General features: G+C 74.7%; 12 protein-coding genes. 4 read left to right on the forward strand and 8 right to left on the reverse strand.

The genetic code is table 11. The annotated features are described in order from the left end of the window. From IE271_RS38005 to IE271_RS38025, 5 genes are all read right to left on the reverse strand, one after another. Positions 1-137 (reverse strand): transposase (locus tag IE271_RS38005; protein WP_190195030.1); only part of this gene is annotated, 137 nt, incomplete at its 3' end. Between the two features lie 63 nt (positions 138-200). Next, positions 201-1,517: a PrsW family intramembrane metalloprotease gene (locus IE271_RS38010; RefSeq protein WP_190195031.1), complete on the reverse strand. Its 1,317-nt coding sequence runs from the start codon at positions 1,515-1,517 to the stop codon at positions 201-203. A gap of 44 nt (positions 1,518-1,561) precedes the next feature. Further along, positions 1,562-2,392, reverse strand: coding sequence for a tRNA (guanosine(46)-N7)-methyltransferase TrmB (trmB, locus tag IE271_RS38015; RefSeq protein ID WP_190195032.1), 831 nt, complete (start codon positions 2,390-2,392; stop codon positions 1,562-1,564). Positions 2,393-2,460: 68 nt separating this feature from the next. After that, positions 2,461-3,777, reverse strand: a complete 1,317-nt coding sequence (locus IE271_RS38020; RefSeq protein ID WP_229919879.1) for an FAD-dependent oxidoreductase — start codon at positions 3,775-3,777, stop codon at positions 2,461-2,463. 69 nt (positions 3,778-3,846) lie between these two features. Next, positions 3,847-5,271 (reverse strand): NsdA family TPR-like regulatory protein, encoded by a 1,425-nt coding sequence (locus IE271_RS38025; RefSeq protein WP_190195033.1) that lies wholly within the window; start codon positions 5,269-5,271, stop codon positions 3,847-3,849. Between the two features lie 661 nt (positions 5,272-5,932). On the opposite strand from IE271_RS38025, the gene IE271_RS38030 reads away from it, so the two are divergent. Next, a complete protein-coding gene (locus tag IE271_RS38030; protein ID WP_190195034.1) occupies positions 5,933-8,032 on the forward strand; it encodes an asparagine synthase-related protein in 2,100 nt (699 codons plus the stop codon). A gap of 88 nt (positions 8,033-8,120) precedes the next feature. Here the strand turns inward: IE271_RS38030 and IE271_RS38035 are convergent, their stop codons facing one another. Next, positions 8,121-10,268: a sigma-70 family RNA polymerase sigma factor gene (locus tag IE271_RS38035; RefSeq protein ID WP_190195035.1), complete on the reverse strand. Its 2,148-nt coding sequence runs from the start codon at positions 10,266-10,268 to the stop codon at positions 8,121-8,123. A gap of 285 nt (positions 10,269-10,553) precedes the next feature. After that, positions 10,554-11,333, reverse strand: coding sequence for a TetR/AcrR family transcriptional regulator (locus IE271_RS38040; RefSeq protein WP_190195036.1), 780 nt, complete (start codon positions 11,331-11,333; stop codon positions 10,554-10,556). A 376-nt stretch (positions 11,334-11,709) separates the two neighbouring features. Here IE271_RS38040 and IE271_RS38045 point away from each other — a divergent pair, with 376 nt between their 5' ends. Beyond that, positions 11,710-13,080, forward strand: a complete 1,371-nt coding sequence (locus tag IE271_RS38045; RefSeq protein ID WP_190195037.1) for an NAD(P)/FAD-dependent oxidoreductase — start codon at positions 11,710-11,712, stop codon at positions 13,078-13,080. A 238-nt stretch (positions 13,081-13,318) separates the two neighbouring features. Continuing rightward, complete coding sequence (locus tag IE271_RS38050; RefSeq protein ID WP_190195038.1) at positions 13,319-14,971, forward strand: ATP-binding SpoIIE family protein phosphatase; 1,653 nt, start codon at positions 13,319-13,321, stop codon at positions 14,969-14,971. Positions 14,972-15,063: 92 nt separating this feature from the next. On the opposite strand, the gene IE271_RS38055 is transcribed toward IE271_RS38050, so the two are convergent. Further along, a complete protein-coding gene (locus tag IE271_RS38055) occupies positions 15,064-16,338 on the reverse strand; it encodes an MFS transporter (protein WP_190195041.1) in 1,275 nt (424 codons plus the stop codon). A 198-nt stretch (positions 16,339-16,536) separates the two neighbouring features. Here IE271_RS38055 and IE271_RS38060 point away from each other — a divergent pair, with 198 nt between their 5' ends. Next, positions 16,537-17,085, forward strand: coding sequence for a MarR family winged helix-turn-helix transcriptional regulator (locus tag IE271_RS38060; RefSeq protein ID WP_190195039.1), 549 nt, complete (start codon positions 16,537-16,539; stop codon positions 17,083-17,085). Positions 17,086-17,552 lie beyond the last annotated feature (467 nt).

A 17,552-nucleotide genomic window follows, 5' to 3' on the forward strand; every position in this document is an offset into this window, starting at 1 on the left:
CCCGTCCGGGCCCTGAAGAGCACCCCGTTGACCACCGTCCGGTGATCGGACCACTGCCCACCGGGCCGACCGTTGGCCGGCAGCAAGGGCGCGATCGCCTGCCACTGCTCGTCGGTCAGTTCATGTCGCCGCACCATGACCAACGCCTGCCCGGCCCAGAGCTTGGTCCACCGCGCCGGACAAGAGCCATCAGAAACGACCTAGTAGCGGTAGGGGTTGTACGCCGGATACGGCGGCACCTGCCCGTACGGATGGCCCTGGGGGCGGCCGTACGGGGGCCACGGCGGCGGCACCGGGAGCGGGGCCGTCGCCGCGGCCGCGTGGGCCAGCGCCGGCCGTGCCGTCTCGCGGCGGGACCACAGCCCCTCCAGCAGCTCCCGCTCCCGGACGGCGAAGTCGGCGCCCGCCCGGCCGCGCCGCCCGCGGTGGCGCAGGAAGGCCAGCGACGTCGCGTACGCCACGTACTCCGTCACCGCGCGCCCCGCGGGCCTGCCGCCGTGGCGGACGGCGTACCGACGGGCCAGGCGCCGCGCCTGCATGGAGCCCAGCGCGAACGGCTCGGGGGCGGTCAGCCAGCCGGCGAGGGCGTACGCGGGCAGCTCGGCGCGCACGGTGCGCAGCTCGCGCTGGCGGGTCCAGATCACCAGCCAGGTCAGCAGCCCGAACGCGGGCACCATGAAGACGGCGTACACGGCGAAGAAGCCGTAGTCGCCGAAGGACGAGGAGCCGTTCCAGAAGGCGTGCATGCCCATCGCGAGCAGCAGCCCGGTGAGCGGGAGCAGGACCCGCCGCACGTGCTGGCGGTCCGCGGAGAGCGCGGCGATCCCGAAGCCGATGCCCGTGAGCACGGTGAACAGGGGATGCGCGAACGGCGACATGATCACGCGGACGAAGAAGGTCGCGGCGGTCACCGACGTCAGGCCGCTGTCCCCGCTGAGCTGGTCGGTGCCGAAGGCGGTGCCGAGGTAGAGGATGTTCTCGGTGAACGCGAACCCGGTCGCGGTCACCCCGGCTATCACCACGCCGTCGACGATGCCCGTGAAGTCGCGTCTGCGGAAGAGGAACACGAGCAGTACGGCCGCCGCCTTGGCCGACTCCTCGACGACCGGCGCTATCACGGTCGCGCCCAGGGTGTCGGCGCCGGAGGGGTCGGCGGTGGCGGTCGCTATCCACTGCGTCGCGAAGCTGTTGGCGACGATCGCTATCAGCGCCGCCGCGCAGGCGCCCCAGGCGAAGGAGAACAGCAGGTTGCGCCAGGGGCCCGGCTCCACCCGGTCCAGCCAGCGGAACGCGGCCAGCAGCAGCGGGACGGGCAGGACCGCGAGCCCGAGGCCCACCAGGAAGCCCTCGGTGCCGGTCTGCTCGCGGACCAGGGCCAGGATGACCAGGCCGGAGAGCGCGAGCAGGACGGTCAGCGCGCCGTAGCGCACCCACGTGCGCTGCCACCAGTGGGCGTGCCGTCCTGCCGCCCCGGTGGAGACACCGGGGTCCGTCGGATACGGGGGGGTGGTGGCCACGACATTGACCCTAACGAGGGAAGGGCACCGCCCGCGACGGGGTCTCAGCCGTCCACGGGCCGCGCGACCCGCCGGAACAGCAGGTCGTGCACCACGTGTCCCTTCTCCAGTCCCTGGCCCTCGAAACGGGTGAGCGGCCGGAACTCCGGTCTGGGCGCGTACCCGCCGTCTTCCTGCGTGTTCTCGAAGTCCGGGTGCGCGGTGAGGACCTGGAGCATCTGCTCGGCGTACGGCTCCCAGTCGGTCGCGCAGTGCACCACGGCGCCCGGCCTCAGACGGGCCGCGGCGAGGTCCAGGAACTCCGGCTGGATCAGCCGGCGCTTGTGGTGGCGCTTCTTGGGCCACGGGTCCGGGAAGTAGACGCGCAGGCCGTCGAGGGCGTCCGGCTCCAGCATCTCGCGCAGCAGGATGATCGCGTCGCCGTTGCCGACGCGGACGTTGGCCAGGCCGCCGCGGTCGGCCAGATTCAGCAGGTTGCCCTGGCCCGGGGTGTGCACGTCGACGGCGAGGATGCCGGTCCCCGGGTCCTGCGCCGCCATCCGCGCGGTGGCCTCGCCCATGCCGAAGCCGATCTCCAGCACCACCGGCAGACCGCCGAACATCTCGTCCAGGTCGAGGACCCGCTGCCCGTCGATGTCCAGGCCCCACTTGGGCCACAGCCGCTGCAGTGCGTCCGCCTGCCCCGGGGTGACGCGGCTGCGGCGCGGCTGGAAGCTGCGGATGCGCCGCTCGAAGTGCGACCCGGCGGGATCGGCCCGCGGCCCCTCGGGGAAGCGCGGCTCGCCCTTCGGACGGGACCGGCCGGCGGACGGACGGGCGGTGTCCGCGGGCACGGCGGGACGGGGCTCTTCGGAGGCGTTGCGGGAGTCAGACACAATGCACCGATTCTACGGAGGCGGCGACGGACCCCGCGGACGTGTGCGGACCGGTGGAAGAGGGCCGGTCAGACGCGGTTCAGCGCCGTCAGCACCCGGCGTCCCACCTCCCGTCCCAGGGGCAGGGAGGCGGTGACCGCGGGCGAGGACGCGTTCAGCACGTGGACCGTCCGCGGGCCCTCCTTGATCAGGAAGTCGTCGAACGGCGTGCCGTCGCGCAGGACCGCCCGCGTGCGCAGCCGGGCGGGCCCGGGGACCAGCTCGTCCCGCGTCACCGAGGGCAGCAGCCGGCGCACGGCCTCCGCGAACGCCTCCTCGGGGAGCGGCCGCCGGGTGTCCCCGGCGTCGTACCGCCCCGGGCGCCGGGGCGCCGGCCGGTCCGTCCGCCGCTCCGCGGCCCGGCCGCCGGGGCGGTCGGGTGCGACGGCCGTCCTGACGTCCCTCCCGGCGTCCGCCGCGGCCCCCTGGGCGCGGCCGCGCGCGGCCGTCCGCGGGACGGCGCGTCCCTCGCGGACGGCGGGCGCGGGTGCCGGAGCGGCCGCGACGTGCGCCCCGACGCTGACGCCGCCGTCGATGTCCCGGGCCAGCCGCACCCCGGGGAAGGGCAGCGCCGGGTCCGGCACCGGGTGCACCACCCCGCCCACCAGCGGCCGGGCCAGGGAGTAGGACACGCCCCGGAACGACTCGATCCGCAGGCCGGGGTCGTCCCCGGCGAGGCGGGCCACGGTGCCGCCGTGCGGCCCCGCGCAGTTGACCAGCACGCGCGCGCGGAGCACGGCGCCGTCCCGCAGCCGCACGGCGACCCCGTGCTCCGGGCTGCGGTCGACGTGCGCGACCTGAGCCCCGTGCCGCACGGCGGCGCCCGAGATCCTCGTGAGCCGGCGGGCCACGCCGGCCAGGTCGCAGACGCCGGTGCCGGCGACGTGGATCGCGGCCAGGCCGCGCACCTGCGGCTCGTACTCCGTGATCTGGGCGGGGCCGAGCTCGCGCACCGCCACGCCGTTGCGCCGGCCGCGCTGGGCCAGGGCGTGCAGGCGGGGCAGCTCCTCGCGGCGCGTGGCGACGACCAGCTGGCCGGTCACGGCGTGCGCGATGCCCTGCTCGGCGCAGAACCGCACCAGCTCGGCGGCGCCCCGCACCGCGTACCGGGCCCGCAGCGAGCCGGGACGGTAGTGGATGCCGCTGTGGACGACCCCGCTCTCGTGCCCCGTGCGCCGGTCCGGGCCGGGCTCCGGGTCCAGCACCGTCACCCGCGTCCCCGGCGCGGCCCGCGTGAGCGCGAACGCCGTCGACAGACCCACGATCCCGCCGCCGACCACCAGCACGTCGCAGTCGTACGCCGTCTCCCGCCGCACCCGGACCACCTCCCGCTTCCGATAGTGCACTGCGCCACTGACAGTGCCCTCAAACCGGGAAGATCCACGGAGGCCGTCGCGACCGGGCGACGGCGGCGGTCAGGCGGGGGCCATCAGCAGGGGCCGTGCCCGCTCCCGCAGCTCCACCACGCGCGGCTCGTCGCCGTACGGCTCCAGCCGGTGCAGGAGGTCCTTCACGTACTCGGTGGTGCGCGCGGACGATATGCGCCCGGCGACCTCCACCGCCCGTACGCCCTGCTCGCAGGCCGCGTCGAGGTTCCCCGACTCCAGTTCGGCGACCGCCGAGACCACCAGCCGCAGGCCGTGCGAGCGCACGAACTCCTCGGTCGGCTTCGACAGGGCGTACTCGGTGAAGCGGCGGACCTGGCGGGGGGCCTTGAGGTCGCGGTAGCACTCCGCGGCGTCGGCGGCGAAGCGGTCGTACGAGTAGAAGCCGAGCCAGGACGGGTCGTTGTCACCGTCCCGGGCCCGCTCAAGCCAGCTCTCGGCGGCCTTCAGAGCGGTGCCGGCGGCCTGGGCGTCACCGGCGCGCGCGTGCGCGCGTGCCTCGACGAGGCGGAAGAAGCTCATGGTGCGGGCCGTGGCCAGCCCGCGGTTGCGTTCCACTGCGGCCTGCGCGAGGTCGACGCCCTCGTCGCCGAAGCCCCGGTAGGTCGCCTGCAGGGACATCGTGGCCAGCACGTAGCCGCCGAGGGGCACGTCCGCCGCCGCTCTCGCGAGCCGCAGGGCCTGGATGTAGTAGCGCTGCGCCGCCTCCTGCTGGCCGGTGTCGAAGGCCATCCACCCGGCCAGGCGCGTCAGTTCGGCGCTCGCCCCGAACAGGGCTCTGCCCACGCCGTCGGAGTAGGAGCCGAGCAGCAGCGGGGCGGCCTCCACCCGCAGGCACTCCGGCACCATCGACGAGCGCCAGTCGCCGCCGCCGTACTTGGAGTCCCAGCGCCGCGCGTCCTCGGCGGCCTCCCGCAGCTTGCGCACATCGCTGTGGCCGACTTTCAGCGCCGCTCCGGAGCCCTCCGCCGGGCCCGCGTCGCGTGCCACCGAACTGTCGGCCGGGGTTATCAGCCACCGGCTCGCGGGCGTCGCGTACGCACTCACCGCGAACGAACCGGCCAGCGACTGCCAGATGCCGCCGGAGCCGGCCCGGCGTCCGGCGAGGTCGAGGCGGTACAGCTCCGTGGCCGACTTCACGGCCTGTCCTACGTCCCGGGGGAAGGCGAGGCCCACCTCGGGTGCGGGATCCGCGTCCGCCAGACCGATCTCGTGGAGCGGTACGGGGCGGCCGAGCTTCTGGCCGATGGCGGCGGCGATGAGGTGCGGCGCCGCACCCTGCGGCACCATCCCCTTCGACACCCAGCGCGCCACCGAGGTCTTGTCGTAGCGAAGAGTCAACCCGCGTTGTGCGCCAAGATCGTTGACGCGTCGCGCGAGTCCTGCGTTGCTGATTCCCGCGAGGGCGAGAACGGCGCCGAGCTTTTCGTTCGGCCCGCGTTGCTCCCTGGACATGCGCCACCCCTCGACACAGACGGCTGCCGCGCTGGCATAGCCACGCGGCATTCGTAAACCCAGCGTAGTTCGCCGCATCCCAAGCGTTAAGAGGCGTAGTTCCGGATGGCGGGATTGTGGCCGGTTGTGCAAGTACGGTGCGTTGCGGCGTGCTCCCGCTGTGTGGCCGTGCGCCCGCCCGTGCGCTCTTCTCCGGCCACCGGGGGAGCGCTTCCATGGACCGTGCGTGGGTCGGCCCGCTGTACTGGATCCAGTGGGCTGGGGGACGCCGCCGCCTCCATCCCCGCGGGCGGCGGATCGGTCCGGGAGGCGGAGTCCGCCTCCCGGACCGTGCGTTGCGCAGCGTTTGCACGGAGCGTGTGCGCCCCGCTGCCGCCGGAGCCGATTAGGCCGAAAATCGCCCCTGCGTGCAGGCGTCGAATGGGGCTGTCACCACGGCACTTGAGGGCGCACAAGGGCTCTCGACGGCGCATATCGGGGGCGCATTAACGCCGCGCCGGACCGCCGTCCCGGGCGTGTCCGCCGAAGCGCCGACCGCCCTTCGAGGGCGCGACCCGAGGTGCGCGAGCGTCCGCAGAGCCCCTCCCCGGCGCGCCCTTCGTGGCAGCATGGTGCCCTGTTCGTACGGTGCACTGGTTGTCCACAGCCTGTGGAGGCGGCGATGCGGTGGTTGGTGGGGTGGAGCAGTACCGCCGCGAAGACCCCTGCCTTCGACTCGGCCGGAGCCACGGGGAACGACGGGGAGACGGTGCACCCGGTCGGGTCCCATCTGATCTGGGGCGATCCCGACCCGCTCTGGGCGGTCGGCGACTGGCGCCCCGACGAGGTCCGCGTCGTCCAGGCCGACCCGCAGACCCGCATCGCCGTCCTGGGCACCTGCGGCGCCTCCGACGAGCAGCTGCGCCTGGGCCTCTTCGCCGCGCGCGGCGGCGCGCTGCGCCACCTGACCGCCTGGCCCGGCAGCTACACGGCCGTCGTCCAGGTCGGCCGCCGCGTCACCGTCGTCGGCGACCTCGCCGGCGCGCGGCCCGTCTTCTACACCCCCTGGGCGGGCGGCACGGCGTACGCCACGGCGGCCCTGCCCCTGGCCGACCTCATCGAGGCCAACCTCGACTTCGGGCACCTCGCCGCCCTGCTCGCCGCCCCCGACGTACCGGCGGCCGTGCAGGACTCGACGCCCTACCTGGGCGTGCGGCGCATCCCGCCGGGACACGCGCTGATCCTGCGGGCCGGCTCCCGGGAGATCGCCGGGTACGAACCGGTCGCCTCCCTCGCGGTCGCGGCGCCCGCCGCCGACCCCGACAGCGCGGTGGACGCCGTACGGGACGCCCTGGTCGAGGCCGTGCGCACCCGGCTCGCCGCGCCCCGGCACGTCCCCGGTGCCGGCATCGACCCCGGACCCGTCCCCGGGATGGGCCCCGCCGAGCGGCGCGCCGCGCGCGGCACGCCGGTCCCGGGGATCGGCGCCGACCTGTCCGGGGGGCCCGCCTCCGGGACGCTCGCCCTGCTGGCCGCCGGGCTCCCCGGGATGCCCGGCACCATCCTCGGGCACGGCACCGGGGCCGGCGAGCGGCTCCTCGCGGTCACCTTCAACGACCTGGCCGTGCGCGGCCGCGAGGCCGAGCTGGAGCGGGCCGGCTCCCTCGCCGCCAACCCCCGGCTGCACCACGTGGTCGTCGCGGGCGGCGAGGAGGTCCTCCCGTACGCCGACCTGGACGGCCCGCTGACCGACGAGCCCGGGCCCTCCCTGGTGACCGCCGCCCGGCACCGCGCGCGGCTGGCCTCCGGCAGCGCCGACCACCTCACCGGGTACGGCGCCCGGCAGGTCCTCGACGCGCACCCGGCCCGCCTCGCCGACCTGCTGATGGACCGCAAGCGCCGGCATCTGGTGCGGCCGGTCGCCGCGCTGACCCGCGCCGACGGTTCCGTCATGGTCCCCGCACGGGTGTACGGCGCGGCCCGCAAGCTGGCCCGCACGTCCTACCGCGCCGGGGTCGAGGGGCTCGCCGATCGGCTGCTGCACCGGAGGTTCGAGGAGCCCGGCGGCGCGGTGGGCGCCTCGCTCGCCGCCCTCACGTGGGCGAGACCGGGGCCGGCCGCACGCTGGCTGACCGGTGAGGCCCTCGCCGAAGTATCGGTTCGCCTGACCGGGGCGACGCACCGCGCCGCCGTCGGTCCCGGACAGCGCCCGGGCGACTTCCGCGCGCGCTCCGCCCTGGCCCGCCACGCCGCCGATCTGCGCATCCTGGAGCAGGCCGCCGAGGTCCGCTTCCAGCGGCTGCACGCGCCGTTCCTGGACAACCAGGTCGTCCGCGCGTGCCGGGCGCTCCCGGAGGCGCTGCGGGTGCAGCCGGGGGCACGGGCCTCGATACTGCGTACGGTCCTGGAGGGCGCCGGGGTGGCCGACCTGCCGCCCGGCTGGGGCGCTCCCTCGCACGCGACCTCCGCCGCGGCCGCGCGCACCGGACTGCGGGTCGCGGCCGACCGACTCGTGTCACTCTTCGACACCCCGCTGCTCGCGGAGGCCGGACTGGTCGAGGCCCGCGTGGTCCGCAAGGCGCTGCGCGCGGCGGCCGAGGGCGAGCCCCTGCCCCTGGACGGCCTGGCCGACCTGGTCTCCCTCGAACTGTGGCTGGGCAGGCTGCTGGCCCGCCGGGGCACGTGCTGGACCGGCACACCGGCCCGCCAGCGCGCCGTCCCGGCGGGGATCACGCCCCAGCGGGGAGCGCTGGGAGCGGGGGCGACGGCCCGGCGGGCCTAGTCCCTGCACAGACTTCCGGTACCGGTACCGGCCGCGGCTGCACGAATGCATCGCGGAAGCCGTTCCGCGAGCGCGCCCCCGGGCCGCGTCACCGGCACCGGAAGCGCGACTCCGCCCAGTCCGCCAGCGTCACCGGGGCGAACGGCGTACGCGGTTCGACCGTCAGCCGGACCGTCTCGCGGCCGGTGAGGTCCACGTGCACCGGCACCGCCGGATCGCCGCCACGGAGCGGCGGCGACCGCCACAGCCGGACGCCGTCCGCGGACACGGAGAAGGCGACCCGGCCGGGCCCCGCCGCCAGGTCGTCCACGCCGGCCAGCGCGTCGTACGAGGAGCAGGGGCGGTTGAGGTCGACGGTGACCGAGGAGCCGCCGCGCACGGTGACGCCGCCCGCGTACCGCTCACCGCCGATCGACACGCCGTAGCGCTGCCACACCCAGCCGCTCCCGCGGAGCCGCATCTCGGGCGCGCGGCCGTCGCCGAGGAGGTCGTAGCGCAGCTCGTTCCAGGGGTAGTCCTCGGGAACGGGCTCCTCGGACGGGGGCGGCGCGGTGGACGGGGACGGCGACGGCGCCGACGGCGTGGGGGACGGGCTCGGCGAGGCGGGCGGAGTGGGCTCGGGGGCGGGCCGCTCAGGAGCCGGGGTGCGCGCCGGGGGCGGTTCCGCCGACGGTGCGGAGGCGCCCGGTCCGGCGGAGGCGGGCACGGGCGGCTCCGGCTCCGCCCTCCCGGACGGTGGCGCCGGGCCCGGCCGCCGCGGTCCGACGGCGGGGGCGGACGGCGGTGCCTCGGCCGCGGGCCCGCGCGCGGGGCTGTCGTCGCCGACGAGGGCGAGCGCCACCACCGCGGCGGCCACCGCGACGACGCCCGCCGCGACACCGGCCTTGACCGGCGCGCCGAGCCCCTCCGAAGCGGCCCCGCCGCCCGAACCGGCCCCCGGACCGCCGCCCGCCCCGGCCCCCGCGCCGCCCGGACCGCCACCGGTCGCGGCCCCCGTACCGCCCGCCGCGGAGGCCGCTCCCGCCGCCCCGGCCCCGGCCGCGCCCGCGCCGCCGGTGAGGAGCGCGGCCGCCTTGGCGTACCCCGCCGCGCCGAACCAGCCGATGACCGCGACCGGCACGACGGCCGGGATCCCGCCGGCGACCTCCGCGATCTGGACCGCGGCCAGCCGGCACCGGGCGCACTGCTCCAGGTGCTTGCGCAGGCCGCGCTCGGCACGGGTGCGCAGCCCGCCCCGGGCGTACGCGCCGAGCCGGTCGGCGTGGCGCGCGCACTCCTCGTCCTCGGTGAGCGCGGTGCTCACATGGGCCTGCAGATAGGCCTGCCGCAGCCCCTCGCGGGCGCGGCTGGCCAGGACGCGCGTGCCGTTGGCGTCGAGACCGAAGAGCGTGGCGACCTCGCTCGGCGACTCGTCCTCCACCTCGGTGTGCCACAGCACGGCCTGCCAGCGCTCGGGCAGGCTGCGGAACGCCCGGACGGCCATCGACTGCTCGGCCTCGTGCAGCGCGCGCACGTCCGCGCCCAGTTCGAGCGTGTCGTCGGCGGCCTCGGCGCCGCCCTGGACGGCGGCCTGCGCCGCGAACACGGCGAAGTCCTCGACGAGCTGCTCCCGCCTGGCCGATCTCGTCCAGGCGGCGGCGACGCGGCGGACGGTCGTGAGCAGATAGGCGCGTACGGCGTGCTCGGGCCCCGCGCCGCCGCGCACCGCCTGCAGCATGCGGGCGAAGACCTCGGCGGTGAGGTCGTCGGCGGTGTCCGCGTCCCGGCAGCACGTGCGCGCGTACCGGCGCACGGCCCCGGCGTGGCGCCGGTACAGCTCCTCGTACGCGCTGTCGTCGCCCGCGCGCATCCGTTGCAGCAGGGTGGAGTCGGAGGGCGGCCGGTCGGCGTCGGCCCGCGACCGTTCCGCCGGGGCGGCCGGGTCCGCCGAGGGGCCGCCGTCGCCCCGTACGCGCTGCGGGGGGACACCGGCGTCGGTGGGGGAACCGGTCTCCGTGGACCACGACGGATCATGCTGCGGGAGATCGCGCTGCGGGAGATCGCGCTGCGAGGAGTCGCGTCGCGAGGGATCGCGCTGTGAAGGGTCGCGTTGCGAGGGCGCGTGCCGGGAAGGGGGGCCGGGCCGGGGAGGGGTGCCCTGCGGCGGCACGTGGCCGTGGGGTGCGCGGCCGTGCGGCGGTCCGCCGTCCGTGGTGCCGTCGTCGCCGAGCCGTTCGCTCCGCCCGCCCCTGCTCATCGAGGTGAGCCCCCGCCCGCACGCTCCGCTCCGATCACCGGAAGAGCGTGTCATGCGGGTGGCGGGAGAGGTGCGTGTGAGGGCAACAACCACTCGTCCGGGGGGGACTTGGCCCTCGGACGTCATGACACGTACCCGTACGGGGAAAGGGAGGTCGACGTGCTCCTCACCCCGTACGGGTCCGCGCGCGTGCGAGAAGGGCCGTGCCGTGCGCGGTACCGGGCGACGACCGTGGTCCGGGGTGACGCCGGGAGGTACCGGTGGTGCCGAGGGCGGTCCAGGTCCCTACGCGGGACGGGACCGCAGGCCCTCCAGCAGGATGTCCAGCAGCCGTGCGGAGGCCGCCGCCTGCTGGGCGGGGTCCGGCAGCGAGGGCGCCGCCGTGGCGATCACCAGGAGGACGTCCGACACGGTCACGTCCGTGCGCAGCTCACCCGCCGCGCGCGCCCGCTCCACGAGCCGGCCCACGACGTCGAGCAGCGCCGCCGCCCCGCCGTCGTCCTCCCCTGCCGGTGCCCCGGCCTCGTCCGGCACGGGCGCCCGGTCGACGAGCCGCAGGTCCGGGGAGGCCGACGGGGTCCGCTGCTGCGGCACCCGCGCCTCGTCCGGAACGCGTCCGTCCTCCATGACGCCGACCCGCAGCACCTGCGGCGGCAGCAGCCGCCCGGCGCCCGAGGCCACCGACGTCCGCAGGAAGCGCGAGAGCGCCGACCACGGTTCGTCCTCCTGCCCGAGCGCGGCACGGGCCTGGTCGGTCAGCCGGGAGGTCTCCTCCTCGGCGATGCGCCGGACCAGGACGTCCTTGCTCGGGAAGCGCCGGTACACCGTGCCGACGCCGACCCGCGCGCGCCGTGCGACGTCTTCCATCGGCGCGCCGTATCCCAGCTCGCCGAAGACCTCGCGCGCCGCGCGCAGTACGTGCTCGAGGTTGCGCTGTGCGTCCACACGCAGCGGTGCCGTCCGCGGTACGTCCCCCGTACCCCGTCCGTTGGCCTCCGCCGCGCCCACCGCGCCGCCGGGTGTGACGGCGGACGCGGATGTCCAATGAGAGTCCTGAATGTGCATGGGCGTTCCCCCGGTAATGACGTCTCCCCCCGGAGACTTCTCCCCGTCATCGACTGCCGGAACGAGCGGAACGGACTCGGTCCCGCGGGTCCTTCGTACGGGACCGCTGTGCGCCTCCCCCTGCGCTCCGACGACACACGAACATAGTTGAGCGGGGGTCAATTCAGAAGGGGCAGGTTCCGCACGGAGCGCCCCCCGATCGGAGTACGGGTCTGTTACGTCCCGGTTGCGCCCTTACCTGCCTTCTGATGCACACCTGCTGACCTGCACGTCTCTCCATCACTCAGGCAAATCGGCCAACTCTGCGCGCGGACTTCGGGCGGTCACACAAATCGCCGGGCCTGTGGACAAACACGGGAGCCGGGTGCGTCATGGGATGGTGAAGGAACCTGTGCGCGTACTCGTTGTGGGCGGCGGCTACGTCGGGATGTACACGGCACTGCGTCTCCAGCGGCGCCTGAGAGCCGAACTCGTCCGGGGCGACGTGGAGATCGTGGTGGTATCGCCCGATCCGTACATGACCTACCAGCCGTTCCTTCCGGAGGCGGCCGCCGGCTCGATCTCGCCCCGCCACGTCGTCGTCCCGCTGCGCCGGGTCCTTCGCCGCTGCCGGATCGTGGTCGGCGAGGTGCGGACGATCGACCACGCCCGGCGCACCGCGACCCTCACGACGCCCGCCACCGAGGAGAAGGGCGCCCCCGCCGAGCGGCTCGGCTACGACGAACTCGTCCTGGCGCCCGGCTCCGTGTCGCGCACCCTCCCCGTGCCGGGCCTGGCCGAGCACGGCATCGGCTTCCGGACCGTCGAGGAGGCCATCGGCCTGCGCAACCACGTCATCGAGCAGATGGACATCGCCTCCTCCACCCGCGACCCGGAGATCCGCGACGCCGCCCTGACGTTCGTCTTCGTGGGCGGCGGCTACGCGGGCGTGGAGGCGCTCGGCGAACTGGAGGACATGGCCCGCTACACCGCGCGCCACTACTACCCCAACGTCAAGCCCGAGGACATGAAGTGGATCCTCGTGGAGGCGTCCGGCCGCATCCTGCCCGAGGTGGGCCCCGAGCTGGGCCGCTACACGGTCACCGAGCTGCGCCGCCGCAACGTCGACGTACGCCTGGAGACCCGTCTCGACTCGTGCGCCGGCCGGGTCGCGGTGCTCAGCGACGGAGCGCGCTTCCCCACCCGTACGCTCGTGTGGACCGCGGGGGTGAGACCCCATCCGCTCCTCGCCGCGACCGATTTGCCCCTCACCGCGCGCGGACGGCTGAAATGCACCGCCGAGCTGACCGTCGAGGGCGTCGCGCACGCCTGGGCCGCGGGCGACGCCGCCGCCGTCCCCGACGTCGCTTCGGAGGAGCCCGGCAGGGAGACCGCGCCCAACGCGCAGCACGCGGTGCGCCAGGCGGGCGTCCTGGGGGACAACATCGTCCACTCCCTGCGCGGCGAGCCCCTGGAGACGTACGCGCACCGGTACGCCGGATCGGTCGCCTCCCTGGGGCTGCACAAAGGCGTCGCACAGGTCTACGGGCGGCGCCTGAAGGGCTACCCTGCGTGGTTCATGCACCGCGTCCACCACCTCAGCAGGGTGCCCACCGTCAACCGCAAGGCCCGCGTGCTCGCCGAATGGACGCTCGCGGGGCTCTTCAAGAGGGAGATCGTCTCGCTCGGCTCGCTCGAACACCCCCGTGCGGAGTTCGAACTCGCAGCCGGTGGAAAGCCTTTCCAGGACCCGAACGAGTCGTTCTGACCGGAGCCAGGAACTCTGCCGCCGGGACCGACGTCTGACGGATGTCGGCCCGTTCCGCCAGACTGGTCCACGGCTCCGGGCGACCCGACCGTCCGCCCGCATCCGCACCAGCTTCGCGGGGCACATCAGCCCCGCACGGCACCAGATATTCCAGACGCATATTCCCCGGGGGCCCGTCCCCCGGACCCCGGCCGGATCCGGAGCCGGCCGGAGCCGACACTCACGAGGCAAGGATTCGGTGAACTTCACGCGCTGGAGCGCCCGGCTCCCCGGAACGCAGCGACGCGCCGCAGCGCGGACCGACCACGCGGTGGCACCGGACCGGCCGGCGGACGGCACGACGGTGCCCGCCGCCCGGGCCGAGCCGCCGCCCGACAAGTCCGCGCCCGCGCCCGCCGTCGACGACCTGCCGGTCCGCGAGGTCCTCGACCGCATCCCGGCCCTCGTCGCCCTCGTGCACGGCCGGGAGCACCGCGTCGCGTACGTCAACGACGCCTACGTCGCGGCCTTCGGCGTACGCCCGCTGGGCGAACCCGCCCACCAGGCCCTGCCCGAGCTGGCCGAGATCGGCCTGCTGCCCCTGCTCGACCAGGTGCTGCGCAGCTCCAGACCGCGCACCCTCAAGTCCCGCAGAGTGCCCGACGGCGGCTCGTACACCTTCACCTGCACCCCGGTCGACGTCCCCGGCCCCGGCGGGGGGCACGGCGTCCTCGTCTTCGCCACCGACGTCACCGACCACGCCGAGGCCGCCGGACGGCTGCGCGCCAGCGAGAGCAGACAGCGCGAGACCGCGGTCACCCTCCAGCGCTCCCTGCTCCCGCAGGAGCTGGAGCAGCCCGACGACCTGCGCATCGCCGCCGCCTACCAGCCCGGCGGCACGGAGACGGCGGTCGGCGGCGACTGGTACGACGTCATCACCCTCGGCGGCGGCCGCACCGCCCTGGTGATCGGCGACGTGATGGGCCGCGGCGTCCGGGCGGCGGCGGTCATGGGCCAGCTGCGCACCGCCGTCCGCGCGTACGCCCGCCTCGACCTGCCCCCGCACGAGGTCCTCCAGCTCCTGGACGGCCTCGCCGCCGAGATCGACCCCAACCAGATCGCCACCTGCGTGTACGCCATCCACGACCCCAACGAGGGCCGGCTGGTGTACGCCTCCGCCGGGCATCTGCCGATCCTGGTCCGCGACAGGGACGGCACGGTCCACCGGGCCGACGACGAGGCCACGGGGCCGCCGCTGGGCACCGGCGGCTGGCTGCACACCTCGGGCTCGGTCGCGCTCGGCCCCGGCGCGACGGCCGTCCTCTACACCGACGGCCTGGTCGAGCGCCGGGGCGAGGACCTCGACGAGGGCATCGCCGCCCTCGCGAGCGCCCTCCAGGGGGCCACGGGCACGCCCCAGGTGGTGTGCGACCGCCTGATGCGCACCGCGGGCGTCACGGCGGGCCACGACGACGACGTGGCCGTCCTCGTCCTGCAGCACCCGGTGCGCACCGGCCCGCAGGACGAGCTCTTCCGGAACGCCGCCCTGGACCTGCTCGGCGGCGTGGAGGCCGCCCCGCGCGCGCGGGCCTTCGCCTCCGGCGTCCTCACCAGCTGGCGCTTCCCCACCGACCTGCACGACCTGGGCGTCCTCGCCACCAGCGAGCTCGTCGCCAACTCGCTGCAGCACGGGACCCCGCCCATGCGCCTCAGACTCCGCCGCACCGACCGCCGGCTGATCATCGAGGTCACCGACGGCGACGACCACCTGCCGCGCCGCCGCCGCGCCGAACCCGCGGACGAGTCGGGCCGGGGCATCGCGATCGTCGCCACCATCGCCTCCAACTGGGGCTCGCGCCGCACCCCGGGCGGCGGCAAGTCCGTCTGGTGCGAGTTCGCCCTCCCGGGCTGAGCGCGGACACGGCACCGGCAGCACGAAGGCCGCCACCACATGAGTGATGACGGCCTTCGCCCGCCGTGTCCGCCCGTCCCGGGGGCGTCTCCTCAGGCCTGCGCCGGTACGGACTCCGCCGTCGGGGCGCCGCCCTGCGCCACGACCCGGCCGGCGGCCGCCGACGGCTGGTTCTGCGCGGGGGTGAGCCGCCGCCCCAGCCGCAGCGCCAGAGCGGTGATACCGAGCGAGAACAGCAGGAACGTCACGATGTACGGGCCGTGCAGCGACGCGCCCATCGGGCCGCCCACCGCCGGGCCGATCGCCAGCGCCAGCTGCTTCACCAGCGCGAAGGCCGAGTTGTACTGACCGGCCAGGCCGGTCGGCGCGAGGTCGGCCACCAGGGGTGCCAGGGTCGGCGACAGCAGCGCCTCGCCCAGCCCGAACAGCGCGTACGTGGAGATGAAGGCGGCGGTCGCCATCGCCTGGCTGCCGTGCCCGATCCCCGCGTACCCGGCCGCGGCCCAGGCCACCGCCCAGATCAGACCGACGCACGCGATCACGCGGGACCGCTTGCGCCGCTCCACGAACCGCAGCACCGCGAACTGCGCCACCACGATCATCGCCGTGTTGGCCGCCAGCGCCGTGCCGAGCGCGGAGGTGGAGATCCCGGCCGCCTCGATGCCGTACGCCGAGAGCCCCGAGTCGAACTGCCCGTAGCAGGCGAAGAACAGCACGAAGCCCAGGACGCACAGCTGCACCATGGCCCGGTTGCCCAGCAGCTGCTTCCAGCTGGACCGGGCCTGCGGGGCGGTCTCGTCGAGACGCGGCGCGTGCGGCATCCGCACGGTCACCAGCACCCCCACCAGTAGCAGGAACACCGCCGCCTCGATCGTGTAGAGCAGCGTGAACGTCCCCGGCCGCTCCGTGTCCACGATGTGCCCGCCGATCAGACCGCCGATGCCCAGGCCCAGGTTCTGCAGGAAGAACTGCATCGCGAACGCGCGCGACCGCGTCTCGGCGGTGGAGAGGTCGACGATCATCGTCGCCAGCGCCGGCTGCATCACGGCCTGCCCGGCGCCGAGCAGCGCGGCCGTCGCCAGCACCGTCGGCGCGCTGCCGGCCAGACCCAGGCCCATGGCGCCGACGGCGGCGGCGACCAGGGAGGCGATCAGGATCGGCAGCGGACCGCGGCGGACGATCATCCGCCCGGCGAAGGGGAGCACCACGAGCGCGGCCACGGCGAAGACGGCGAGCACGAGACCCGCCGTCATGGAGCCGAGGCCCCGCACCTGCGCCACGTACGGGTACAGGAAGGGGACCGTGAAGCCGAGTCCGAACGCGCTCAGCGCGTTGCCCGCGTGGATCCGGCGCATCGCCGCGCCCATCGCCCTGGTCACTTTCACCTGCCTCGAGTCGGGAAGTCCGCGCAGCCGTACGAGGGGACCCGGGGTCACCGGGTCCCGAGGCGCCCGGGGTCGCCGGGCTCAGACGTTAGAGCTGAAGACTTCGAACCTAAAGTTAGGAGTTCAACAATACACCTCTAAGGAGTTCAACGCCAAGGAGCGACGTGCCATACTGCGGGGATGGGCGACACCCCCGACATCGGCGAGCCGACGCTCGAAGAGCAGATCGCCGCCTACCAGCGCGAGTTCCGCGATCTCGACCCCCAGGTGGAGAAGATCGTCTCGGCCCTCGGCCGCCTGAACCGCCGGATGAACGTCGCCTACGGCCGGCAGACCGCGACGCTCGGCATCAGCAACGCCGAGTGGGAGGTCCTCAAGGCCCTCGTCCTGTCCGGCTCCCCGTACCGGATGGGTCCGGGCGATCTCGCCAAGCGCCTCGGCCTGACGCCGGCCGCGATGACCCACCGGATCGACCGCATGGTCACCGAGGGGCTGGTCACCCGGGAGCGGGACGAGTCCAACCGGGTGCGCGTGATCGTGGAGCTGACGTCCGAGGGCCGCGAGAAGTGGCTGGAGGCCATGCGCCTGGCCACGGTCTTCGAGGAGGACCTGCTCCAGGACCTCTCCTCCGACGAACGCGCCGTGCTCGGCGAGGTGCTGACCCGGCTGCTGCGGCGAGTGGAGCACGCCCAGCCGGACGCCGGCGGGCGCCTGAGCGACCTGGACTGAGGCGCGCGCCGAGGTTTGGCGGTCGGTCGCCCTGGGGAGACTTGACAGTCCGCCCGCAGGTACGTAAAGTTCTTCGAGTTGCCACGGGGCCGTAACGGTTCTGCGGCAGCACCTCAGCCGCTTGAGCGGCACTCCCAACCACCAGCTAGATCGCCCGACGGGGCTGAATTCGGTGCGTCCGAATTCAAATGCCTTCGAGGACTTCGCAGCCCGATTTTGGACTGACGAAAGGATCGGCTAAAGTCTGGGACGTCGGAACGGCCCAACGGCCGCGAGGACAAACCCGGTTGACAGGGAATCAGGCCCGCAAGGATCTGATAGAGTCGACACCGCCGGAAAGGGAAACGCGAGAGCGGGAACCTGGAAAGCACCGAGGAAATCGGATCGGAAAGATCTGATAGAGTCGGAGACGCAAGACCGAAGGGAAAGTGCCCGGAGGAAAGCCCGAGAGGGTGAGTACGAAGGAA

The organism is Streptomyces minutiscleroticus (genome assembly GCF_014650875.1).
GTDB classification, from domain to species: Bacteria; Actinomycetota; Actinomycetes; order Streptomycetales; family Streptomycetaceae; genus Streptomyces; species Streptomyces minutiscleroticus.